This window comes from Mixta sp. (assembly GCF_024610815.1).
GTDB lineage: Bacteria > Pseudomonadota > Gammaproteobacteria > Enterobacterales > Enterobacteriaceae > Mixta > Mixta calida.
Genome location: NZ_JANION010000245.1, coordinates 1 through 10,939, shown reverse-complemented (window position 1 = coordinate 10,939; position 10,939 = coordinate 1). Strand labels below are relative to the sequence as shown.

The 10,939-nt window shown below is 60.1% G+C and carries 10 protein-coding genes; 8 read left to right on the top strand and 2 right to left on the bottom strand.

Going from position 1 to position 10,939, the window contains the following annotated elements:
• Window positions 1-507: 507 nt before the first annotated feature.
• The 8 genes from MYY08_RS18620 to MYY08_RS18585 all read left to right on the top strand — a co-directional run bounded on the left by MYY08_RS18620 (window position 508) and on the right by MYY08_RS18585 (window position 9,563).
• Window positions 508-999 (top strand): SH3 domain-containing protein, encoded by a 492-nt coding sequence (locus MYY08_RS18620; RefSeq protein WP_084970553.1) that lies wholly within the window; start codon window positions 508-510, stop codon window positions 997-999.
• 85 nt (window positions 1,000-1,084) lie between these two features.
• Window positions 1,085-2,305 carry a type IVB secretion system protein IcmH/DotU gene (gene icmH, locus MYY08_RS18615; RefSeq protein ID WP_038626443.1) on the top strand — a complete coding sequence of 407 codons (1,221 nt, stop codon included), beginning with the start codon at window positions 1,085-1,087 and terminating at the stop codon, window positions 2,303-2,305.
• Window positions 2,305-4,419 carry a type VI secretion system membrane subunit TssM gene (gene tssM / locus MYY08_RS18610; RefSeq protein WP_038626444.1) on the top strand — a complete coding sequence of 705 codons (2,115 nt, stop codon included), beginning with the start codon at window positions 2,305-2,307 and terminating at the stop codon, window positions 4,417-4,419. Before icmH ends, tssM begins: the two co-directional genes overlap by 1 nt.
• A 5-nt stretch (window positions 4,420-4,424) precedes the next feature.
• Window positions 4,425-5,120 carry a type VI secretion system-associated protein TagF gene (gene tagF, locus MYY08_RS18605; RefSeq protein ID WP_038626445.1) on the top strand — a complete coding sequence of 232 codons (696 nt, stop codon included), beginning with the start codon at window positions 4,425-4,427 and terminating at the stop codon, window positions 5,118-5,120.
• Window positions 5,121-5,155: 35 nt separating this feature from the next.
• Entirely contained in the window at window positions 5,156-6,337 is a 1,182-nt protein-coding gene (gene tagH / locus MYY08_RS18600; protein WP_084970552.1) for a type VI secretion system-associated FHA domain protein TagH, read from the top strand.
• Window positions 6,334-7,110 carry a PP2C family protein-serine/threonine phosphatase gene (locus MYY08_RS18595; RefSeq protein ID WP_038626447.1) on the top strand — a complete coding sequence of 259 codons (777 nt, stop codon included), beginning with the start codon at window positions 6,334-6,336 and terminating at the stop codon, window positions 7,108-7,110. The genes tagH and MYY08_RS18595 overlap by 4 nt, the downstream gene beginning before the upstream one ends.
• 14 nt (window positions 7,111-7,124) lie before the next feature.
• A complete protein-coding gene (locus MYY08_RS18590) occupies window positions 7,125-8,075 on the top strand; it encodes a hypothetical protein (RefSeq protein WP_288015452.1) in 951 nt (316 codons plus the stop codon).
• A 54-nt stretch (window positions 8,076-8,129) separates the two neighbouring features.
• Complete coding sequence (locus tag MYY08_RS18585; protein ID WP_038626452.1) at window positions 8,130-9,563, top strand: serine/threonine protein kinase; 1,434 nt, start codon at window positions 8,130-8,132, stop codon at window positions 9,561-9,563.
• A 33-nt stretch (window positions 9,564-9,596) separates the two neighbouring features.
• On the opposite strand, the gene MYY08_RS18580 is transcribed toward MYY08_RS18585, so the two are convergent.
• Both MYY08_RS18580 and chaB read right to left on the bottom strand, forming a co-directional pair.
• The gene (locus tag MYY08_RS18580) at window positions 9,597-10,274 is read right to left on the bottom strand and encodes a gamma-glutamylcyclotransferase (RefSeq protein WP_038626454.1); all 678 of its coding nucleotides are present in this window, start codon (window positions 10,272-10,274) and stop codon (window positions 9,597-9,599) included.
• A gap of 294 nt (window positions 10,275-10,568) precedes the next feature.
• Entirely contained in the window at window positions 10,569-10,799 is a 231-nt protein-coding gene (gene chaB / locus MYY08_RS18575; protein WP_038626456.1) for a putative cation transport regulator ChaB, read from the bottom strand.
• Between the last annotated feature and the right edge of the window lie 140 nt (window positions 10,800-10,939).

The following is a 10,939-nucleotide window of genomic DNA, read 5'->3' as shown; positions in this document are numbered from 1 at the left end:
AGCTCGACGAAATGGTGCAGCAGAACGCCGAACTGGTGGTGGAATCAACCGCTGCCGCCGGCGCGCTGAAGTTCCAGGCCAACGAGCTGGCGGAAACCGCCGGTCACTTCCGTCTGTAAATTCTGAAATTACTGGCCCGACGACGCGCCCGCGTCGTCGGGACGCTTTATCGCCGTCTCGCCTTTTCTTCTGTCCACTTTTTTCACTCCCCTGATTAAGCCCGCGCTGCGCCTGACGCCTTGACTATACTTCGCAAAGCGTTACCTGATAAAACGCCGTTCCGCCTTGCGCGCGGCGGCAAATAACATGAGAAACAGACCCGTGCAATAGTTTGAAATCTCAAAAGTGTCAGGTAGACTGAGCCTGGTTTTATCTTTCTGTAAATCTGAGCAATTTTTTCCAGCCAGCCGCGTCACAGCCCGGCAAGCGTCAGGCTTGCCCGCCGCGTTTCTGCGCTACCCGGTCTGGCTTTTGTCCAGATAACCTGATGAGATCGTGAGGATCAAAGTGAAAATTCGTTTCGCGCTGACATTGCTCGCTGTTCTGACCGTCGCCGGCTGTAAACCGCCGCCGCCGCCCGTTAATGACGATACGCTGGTCAGCAGCACCGTCAACGGCGTGACGCTGGTGCATCGTCATGCGGTGAATCCGCCCGCGGAGTTCACGCCGGTTGATGAGACCTGGCGCGCGCTCTACGACGCCTCCGTAATGACCTCGCCCGACTACGGCGGAAAAGTGGTGCGCTATCTGGAAAACGGCAAACATTTCCAGGTGCTGGGCAAGGTGGAAAACAACTGGCTGGCGATCGCCGACGCGGATGATACCCAGCTTATCGGCTACGTGCCGATGAAAGCGGGAGTCGCCGCCGATCGCTACGAAGAGGCGCTGCGCAACGATCGTCCGCGTCCGCGTCGCGCCAGTAAGCAGGTCTGTGTTGATGTAGGCGGCGCCAGCAAAGCCTGTCGCAAAGCGAATACCGCCACCTGGATCCTCGATTAAGCAACGCCTGCCGGCGCGCAGTCCGGCAGGAACTCCCGGTTACTGCTGAAGATGGGATATTTTCAGTCTGGAATAATGTGATTCAATGACGCCTGTAGACGCTGCCCGTGACGCACACAACACGAGCAATGAGAACATATTACTGGCAGCGGCTTCGCCGCTGTTGAATAGCATTGTGCATATTCGTATGGCCGCCACGCATGACGATCCGGCCGGGCTGCGCCTGCAACTGGTCGAAGAAGTGCGTCTGTTTGAAAACCGCTGCAAGCGTGCGGGCCTGCCGTTTGAAACCATTATCGGCGCCCGTTATTGTCTGTGCAGCGCGCTTGATGAGGCCGCGGCGCAAACCCCCTGGGGCATTCGCGGCGTCTGGTCGGGCAACGGCCTGCTGGTTACCTTTCATAACGAAAGCTGGGGCGGCGAAAAATTCTTTCAGCTGCTTTCCCGGCTTTCGCAAACCCCTGCCCAGCATCTGGCGCTGCTGGAGGTGATTCACTACTGTCTGCTGCTCGGCTATGAAGGCCGCTATCGCGGCATGGAGAATGGTCGCCAGCAGCGCGACACGATTGTTGCCCGTCTCGGCCAGCTGATCGACGAAACGCGTCAGGGCGGCGCCGCGCCCGACCGCGTCACAATTGAAACCCGCCCGCTCGCCAGTCAATTCTGGCGCCCGCCGGTGCCGATTTGGGCCTGCCTTATTATGACCGCGCTGATTGCCAGCCTGATCTACAGCGGACTGAACTGGCGGCTGGGCAATCAGGCGGAACCACTGCTGCGCGCCATCTATCAGGCGCCGCTGCCTGAAGTGACACTGTCACGTACAGCCGATACGCCGCAGTCGCTGCTTAATCTGCGTCAGCGTCTCAGCGACGTGCTGGCCGCCGGACAACTGGAGGTGAGCGACGGCCCGTTCGGCAGCAAAATCATTCTGCCTGCGGATAAACTGTTCGATCCCGGCGCTACTGCGCTGAACAGCGTCGGACGCGCGCTGTTGATGCGCGTTGCCGCCGCGATGCAGGATATCAAAGGCACGGTGCTGGTCTCGGCCTATACCGATAACCGCGCGTCACGCAATAGTCGCTTCTCCTCCAGCTATGAATTCTCGCTGGCGCGCGCCAAAGCGATCGGCGCCCTGCTCGATCAGCAACTGCCGCCGGGCCGCCAGATTAAAGCGGAGGGACGCGGCGACAGCGATCCGCTGCTGCCCAACGACAGCGAAGAGAACCGCGCCCGCAACCGCCGTATCGAAATTACCCTGTTCGCCGCTCCGGCGCCGGTCAACCATGCGCAAAAGGAGACGCCGTAATGAAGAAGGTTTGGCCCCCGCTGTTCGCCAGCCGTCTGGCCTGGGGATTTATCAGCATCAGCGCCTTCGCCTGCCTGATCTGGATTGTCGGCCCATTGCTGACCATCGGCAACAGCCGTCCGCTGGAGTCGGTGTTTAACCGCCAGCTGGCGATCGGTCTCGGCTATTTCCTGTGGATACTGCTGCAACTGATACCGCGGCTTTATAACGCCTGGTTTAATAGTCGCCTTTTGACCAACCTGCAACAGCAGGCGGCGCTCGATCCGGCAGAGCAGCAGGCCACGGAAAATATGCTGACCGATCGCTTTAACGAAGCGATGACGCTGCTGAAAAAAACGCAGTTCGGCCGCCGTCGCGGCGGACGCTTACAGCGCTACAGCGCCCCCTGGATCTATCAACTTCCCTGGTATGTGATCGTCGGCGCGCCGGGCGCCGGTAAAACCACCGCCCTGCTCAACTCCGGGCTGGAGTTCCCGCTGACCGACAGCCTCGGCAAAAGCGCCGTGCGCGGCATTGGCGGCACGCGCCATTGCGACTGGTGGTTTACCGACCGCGCGGTGCTGCTGGATACCGCAGGACGCTATACGTTGCAGGAGAGCCAGCGCGCCCGCGACGCCAGCGAATGGCAAACCTTTATCGCTCTGTTGAAGCGCTATCGCGCGCGTCAGCCGGTCAATGGCGTGATCATGACCATCAGCGTCGCCGATCTGCTCAGCGACGCGCCGGAGGCGCGCTACGCCCAGGCCACCGCGCTGCGGCAGCGCATGCAGGAGCTGCACCAGCACACCGGAATTCAATTCCCGGTCTATATCATGGTGACCAAAACCGACCTGCTGAAAGGCTTTATGGGCTATTTCGCCACGCTGGATAAGCAGCAGCGCGACCGCATCTGGGGTTTTACTTTCCCCTGGGAGCCGGGACGCGAAGCCAACCAGCCGCTGAACGCCCATTTTGAACAGCAGTTCACCCTGTTGCAGCAGCAATTGCAGCGCGACGTGGCGCACCGCATGGACCAGCAGAACGATTTAGTGCAGCGCGCCGACTGCTTCCTCTTTCCACAGGAGTTCGCCTCGCTGCGTCCGCTGCTGGCGGAATATCTTGAGATCGTCTTCGCGCCGGTCGGCGGCGCGGTCGGCTGGTCGCCGCGCGGCCTGTTCTTCACCAGCGGCACGCAGGAAGGCCTGCCGTTCGATCGCATCATGGGTCAGCTGACGCGCAAGCTGCAACTGCCGCGCACCGGCGAGCACTCCATCGCCGCCTGGGACAGCGTTAATCGCGCCGCGCCAATCCCCGGCAACAAGGGACAGAGCTACTTTATTCGCCATCTGCTGAGCGATTTGATTTTTGAAGAGAGCGGCCTGGCGGGCAGCGACAGCCGCTGGGAAGAGCGCAATCGCCTGCTGCACTGGTTCAGCTACGGCACGATGGCCGCTGCGCTGGTGCTGGCCTGCGGCTTCTGGTTCACCAGTTATTATCAAAACCAGCACTATTTACAGCAGATTGCCGAACGTGTTCCACCGTTGACGCGCCAGGGGGCGGAACTTGCCCGGCAAAACACCGGCACCATTTTCGATCTGCTACCCTATCTGAACAGCCTGGTGAATTTGCCGCAGGTGGAGAGCTTTTCGCTCGACAATCCGCCGCTCAGCATGCGCGCCGGGCTTTACCGCGGCGATCAGGTGAGCGACGCCGCCTGGGTGCTGTATCAGAATGCGCTGAAATCGCTGCTGCTGCCGCGCGTGGCACAGGAAATTACGCGCATTCTGGGCAGCGATAAGGGCGGCGACAGCGAATTCAGCCGCAATGCGCTGCGCGCCTATCAGATGCTCTATCAGCCGCGCAACTATGATGGCGAATTCCTGCGCGGCTGGCTGATGCAAAACTTACAGCGGACCCTGCCTGCCAGCGTCACCACGCACGATCTGCAGCAGCTTGACTGGCATCTCAGCCAGCTGTTGGATCGCCAGATTCAGTCGTCGCCTTTCGCACGCGACAATGCGTTGATGATGCGCAAGCTGGCCGCCAGCCTGGCCGATTCGGGCCGTGACGGCAACAGGTTTGCGGCCGCCGAGGCGCCGACCTCCAGCGGCGGACAATCGGTATCAGTGAGGTAACTGTTATGGCGCAGAAATTAGCGCCGGGCTGGTATGGCAAACTACCGGTCACCGGCGATTTCCTGCAACGGCGGCTGGCGGAGAGCCTGGTCACCGGCTGGTCTAACTGGTTTCAACAGGGCGTCACGCAGTGGCATCAGCAGACGGCCGACGCGGACGCCTTTTTGCGCGCGCCGGTGTGGAATTTCGTGATACCCGTTACGCCCGGTTTTCAGCGCATTCAGATGGGCTGCCTGCTTCCCTCGCGCGATCGCGTCGGCCGCATCTGGCCGCTGGTGGCGGTGAAAACCTTTACTCCTGAACAGTGGCATCCGGCGCAGCTGATTATCGCGGGCGACTGGTATCGTCAGCTGGGCGCCAGTCTGCTGCAGGCGGTGCGCGAGCCGCTGGCGGTCGAGACGCTGGAGCAGAACCTGCTGGCGCTGGCGCCGTTGCCCGCGCCGGAAAAAGCGCGTTCGCCGATTATGGATGTGATCGGCTATCAGGATTTGCCCTGTACGCTGAGCTGGCGCGAAGTCGGGGATCGCTTTAATCCGCAGCACTTTATCAGCTACTGGTGGAGCAACCGCAGCGACGGCTTTCCGCATGCCACTCACAAGCACAGCGGCATCCTGAACGCGCAGTTGTTTTCCCTGCTGTTTAACCCGGCGGCCGGCGCGCAGCCGGGGCGTAACGGCCTTTATCCACCGATGTTTGAGTAGCGCTTTTTATCCCGACTTTTGATGCAGGAACCATCATGCGATTTACCATTGTGCAACAGACAGGCGTGCCCCATCAGACGGTCGATTTTTTACCGCCCGGCGGCACCATTGGCCGCAGTCAGGATAACGATCTGGTTTTGCCGGACGAAGCGCGGGCGATTTCGCGCCTGCAGGCGGTGGTGCATGTCTCCGCGCAGGGCGAATGTCGCCTTACCAATCGCGGCAGCGTCACCACGGTAGTGTTGAACGGCCAGCCGCTGGAGCGCGATTGTCCGGTGACGCTGCATCATGGCGATATGCTGACCATCGGCGATTACCAGATTGAAGTGAAAGATCCGCAGCATGAAACGATGAGCGAGAATCTCGCCAGCAGCCTCGATCCGCTGTCGCTGTTCCAGCAGCAGAGCCTGAGCGGCGATCCGCTCGGCATCCTGCAAAACGACGCGGCGCCGGTGGCCACCGCCACGCTTGAGCCGTTGTCGCCGGAAAGCGCGGCCGGTCGCGCCAGTGCCCACAGCGGCGCGCGCCTGGATATCGATCCGCTACCGCGCGATCGCGTGGAGCGCGCCGAGCACAGCGAACGGAGCGACCAACAGGCGCCCAGCGATGAAAAGCTGATTCGGGCGCTGCTGGACGGCATGGGGCTGGATAATCACGGCAATGAAGGGCTGACGGAAGAGCAAATGCGCATGACGGGACGTATGCTCAGCCTGTTTTCACAAGGCACCGTGGCGCTGCTCTCCTCGCGTTCCATCCTGAAACGCGGGGTCAAAGCGGAGATGACCATGATCCTGAATGAGGCGAATAACCCGTTTAAAATTCTGCCCTCCGGCAAAACGGTGCTGATGCAGATGTACCAGAGCCAGATGCCCGGCTTTATGCAGCCGGAACAGGCGGTGCGCGACGCGCTGGTCGACCTCCAGGCGCACCAGCTGGGGATGATTGCCGGCATCCGCGCGATTATCGCCGCCATGCTGCAATCCTTTAACCCGCAGCGCCTGGAGGAGAATGCGCGCCAGGAAGGACAGCTGCCGAAAATGCGCTTTACCCCGCACCGCAAGGCGGCGCTCTGGGACTACTTTATGCGCAGCTATCAGCGCACGGCGGGCGAGCTGGAGGACGATTTCCATTCACTGTTCGGCGAAGCCTTCCTGCACGCCTATGATATGGAAGTAAACCAGTATAAAGATTCTCAAATGCGGATGGAGAACGAATGAATATCGCCTTTGCCATTACCTCGCAACAGGGCGAGCGCAGCCATAATCAGGACCGGGTCGGACACAGACTTACCGACCGCAACGCCTGCTTTGTGGTGTGCGACGGCGTAGCGGGTCTGCCCGGCGGCGAGCAGGCGGCGCATATCGCCTGCGATACGCTGCTGGAAACGCTGGCGACCACCGATCGCTTCAGCGCCGACGACAGTCGTCAGGCGATCGAAAAGAGCGATCGCGCCATCCGCGAAGCGCAGCAGATTAATCCGAAACTGCAGCGTATGAGCACCACTCTTGCGGCGCTGTTTATCGACCGGGAGCAACAGCTCGCCTGGTGGGCGCACGCGGGCGATAGCCGTATTTATCACTTCCGTCGCGGCTACCTGAAACAGGTGACGCGCGACCATAGCCTGGCGCAGAGAATGAAGGATGCCGGTTATGAAAATACCGGCATTAACAGTAATTTACTCTATAATGCGCTCGGCGCCGAAACGATGCGCGAGGCCAGCTACAGCGACGTAGTCGCGCTGGAGGATGGCGATGCTTTTCTGGTCTGCAGCGACGGTTTCTGGCTTCATCTGGCCGTCGCCGAGATGGAACAGGCGCTGCGGATGGTGAACAGTTGCGAAGAGTGGTTGACCCTGATGCAGCAGGCCGTTGACAGGACGCGGAAAAATGACAATCTGAGCGCGGTCGCCATCTGGATCGGATCGCCTCAGGAAACCACTTTATTACAGTCACTGGCTGATTCGGCACGCTTGCTGCCGCCTCGCGGTTAACATCAAGGAACGTTATGAAATACTGGTTGTCCGGCGTAATTACGCTTTTGTTGGCTTCCGCAGCCAGCGCGGAGAATTATCGCGTGGTCTACTCCCCCAGCATGGCGCTGGAGGTGTTTATTGATAATGTCGCCAGCAACGATCCGCAGGACTGGTGTCAGGATACGCTGCACCTGCGTATTGTTTCCGGCGAAAGCAAAACGTCCGATGTGTTAACGACTTTTTTACCGCGTGTCGGTACCCTGCTCGCCAATCAGTGCGGAAAATTACAGGAGCTGCCGTGGGAGATGACCGATAAGGCGGGCGCTTCGCTGGCCAGCGGCACCGCGGTAAAAGCGCAGAACTGGCGTCCAGTGGTGACCGCCGACGCCACTGTGGCGGCGAATGCCAACAACGCGGCGCCGCTCGATCTGTCGCGTCCGGCCAACAGCGAGCCGCTGCAACATTTTGAGCTGCCGGGCGGCTGCCATTTCCGTACCTGGTGGGACGATGACGGTCAGTCGCTGTTTATTCCCGATAACCGCAATGCCAGCTGTTCGACCGAAGGCTGGCTGGAGGGCGACAGCGAACTGACGCTGGTCAATAACGGCAAAAGTCAGCCGGTGGCGGTGACGTTCTGGCAGGGCTATCCCCTGACCGGGCTGAAGACTAACGATAAGACGCTAAGCGTGGTCAGCATTAATAATCAGCGCATGGTGATCGCGAAGGATAGCGCGGAAGCCAGCTGGCTGCTGCTGCCGTTCGATAACCAGCTGCACATCTGGCGCTTTAACGGCACGCTGCTGATACAGATGGATAAAAGCGCGGCGCAGGATCTGAGCGCGGTAAGGGATCGCGTGAAGGCGGCGCGCAAAGCCTGGGCGAGCCAGCTGCCAGCCAGCCAGAAGATTACCGTGATGCTGGTGGATGCGCTCCATCCCGATCTCGCCGATCCGGCGATTGGCGCATACCGCACCCTAAATTAAACGCAGGCGCGTGCCTGCAGTAAACAGGCCGTAAACGCTCAGAGAGTGGCAACTATGTCGGCAAAAGAAGAACAGAATATGGTGGTTGGCGCCCTACCGGCGGGCCACCGGTTCAATGAGTTTGAAATCAAGGATGTGATTGGCGGCGGCGGTTTCGGCATCGTCTACCGCGCCTGGGATCATCTGCTGGAGCGCACCATCGCCATTAAAGAGTATATGCCCGCGTCGCTGGCGGTACGTAATGACGATCTCTCGCTGGGCCTGCGCAGCGAACGCTTCGGCAAACTGTTTAACGCCGGGCTGAACAGCTTTATTCAGGAGGCGCGCCTGCTGGCGCGCTTTAACCATCCCGGTCTGCTGCATGTGCTGCGCTTCTGGGAAGAAAACGGCACCGCCTATATGGGCACGCTATGGTACAGCGGCATGTCGTTGAAGGCGTGGCAACAGCAGCATCCCGATACGATTAATGAAGCCTGGATTCGTCAGCTGCTGCCGCCGCTGTTCGGCGCCATCAGCACGATTCATCAGGCAGGCTACCTGCATCGCGATATCGCGCTCGACAATATTCAGATCCAGGATAACCAGCTGCCGGTGCTGCTCGATTTCGGGTCAGCGCGCAAGGAGATCGGCAACCTCTCCGATGAGACGGAGATTATGCTGAAGCCCGGCTATGCGCCGATAGAGCAGTACAGCGAAGAGGCTGACAACGAACAGGGGCCATGGACCGATATCTACGCGCTTGGCGCGGTATTGCACACGCTGATTACCGGCAGTCCGCCGCCAGCCAGCGTGGTGCGCTGCATTGAGGATCACTATCAACCGCTGGCGCAGCGTCAGCCCGCCGGCTACTCGCTTTCGCTGTTGCATGCGGTGGATCGCGCGCTGAAGATGAAGCCTGCCGAACGTCCGCAGTCCATTGATGAGCTGGCGACGCTGATCTCGCTACCGGTCAGCGATGTGCAGGAACTGGTGAGCGCGGTCAGCGTCGCGCAGGAGAAAGCGCCGGAGCCAGAGCCGATCGAGACAACGCCGGAGCCGGTGGTGCTGGCGGTCAACCATGGCGCCGCCAGCGCCGAGCCGCTCACTACGCGCCCGCCGCGCCGCCTTTCACTGCCGCTGATTTTGCTGAGCGGCGGCGCTCTGCTGGCGGCGATCGCCATTGCCGTGCTGCTCAATAGCGGCGATAAGCAGACGCAGCCCGCCGCCACGGCCGTCAAAGCCCAGCCTGCCGCTACGCAAACCTCGCCGCCGCAGGGCAACGGGCCGACGCTGGCGACCGTCTATCTGCGTTTGCGCAGTAATGAAACGGTGAAGCTGAACGGAGAGGTGCTGGACGTGAAGCCGAGCAATAACGGCTATGCCTCGCTGAACCTGGCCGCCGGTAATTACCGCATCGAGGTGCAGCAGCAGGACGGCGTCCATGCCCAGCAGCTGGAGATTAATCGCGCCGGGACCTGGCTGATCAACCCGCCTCGCGGCGATAAGTAAAGGTCTGTTCGCCGCCCTTCCCGGGCGGCTTTTTTAGCCCTGTAAATGATGATGGCAAACCTGTAATTCCCGCACCTGCTCCGCCAGATCGGTCAGCGCCGCGTCTTCCATGCCGCGTCGGTTCAGCTCCTGCGCCAGTGAAAAGAGGTACTGCGCGTTAGTGCCCAGCGGACCGCTGGCGCGCGCAATCAGCGGCGCGATGGTCCGGGTGCAGGTATCGGACTCATAAAGCGGATGACGCGGGTCCATAACAAACACCAGCGCCGTCACCTGACGGCCGTCGTTGAGCGTCAGCTCGCGCCAGCTGGGCAGATAGCAGCCGGTGACCATCTCACGCTTCCATAACAGCTCCAGCTCCTCATGCAATCGATCGTCCGGCAGGCGAAAAGCGAGCCCGGTGGTGGTGCCGCCCTCTTTCAACGCCAGCATGCGGCCTGGCTGCTGCGCCGTGCCGCGTCCCGCCGTCAGGCGCAGGCAAAAAGCGCGATGCCAACCCGGCAGCGTGGCGGCGGCGATTTCCTCCGCTTCAAATACCGGATTCCACATCAGGGAACCATAGCCAAAAATCCATACCGGACTGTTATCAGGCCGACAGGCCAGCGTCGCCGCCAGCGATGCCGCGCGCTGCTCACAGGTCCATAACAGCGACTCTTCAATCTCGCCAAAAGCGGTTTTACAGTCTGCTTTTAATAAGAATTCGCGTGTTAACAACCTTGCCTCCTCAACCGCATCACCACGTCCCGGTGACGAACAGACGCTATCCTCAGCCAGAACGCTGGCTTATCTGTCGTTTCGCTAACGTTAAATGACCTTATTCATTTTTGCTCTCGCCTTCAAGTGTGAAACCGATCACAAAAGGAAATGACGCTATAAAAAGCATCGGCGGTTCAAGGCAACTCTTGAGTGATTTAAGGGGAATTTTTGCAGAAAATGCGCGGGCGCACGCCTGGCGCACCGCTATGTCGGACGCGTCTGGTACGGCCACCGACGCGCCCGGCCCAGAGGCTACTTTTTAGGATGCCACTTATCGTCGTCACCCTTTTCATATTTGCTTTTTACGGCCGCCCAGGCCACTTTGTGCGCCACCTCTTCCCGCGATTCGTCGCCCCGACGCTCTTTCTTATCTTGATATTCATCCCAGGCGCTGTTGAACGCGGCCATATAAATATCCTGCGCGTGCGCCGGCAAAACGTTTTTCACGTTATCGGGCAGTGAACTTCGATCTTTGTAGGGCATAGCTCCTCCTTTTTTCGTACAGATAAAGTGTGGCTCAGCGGCGATATTTCGCCAGTGCCATTAGCCGCTTACATGACGTCGAAACGATAAAACCCCCTACGGAAAAGCATGGTTTCTCAGAAAAAAAGCGGCCTTAACGC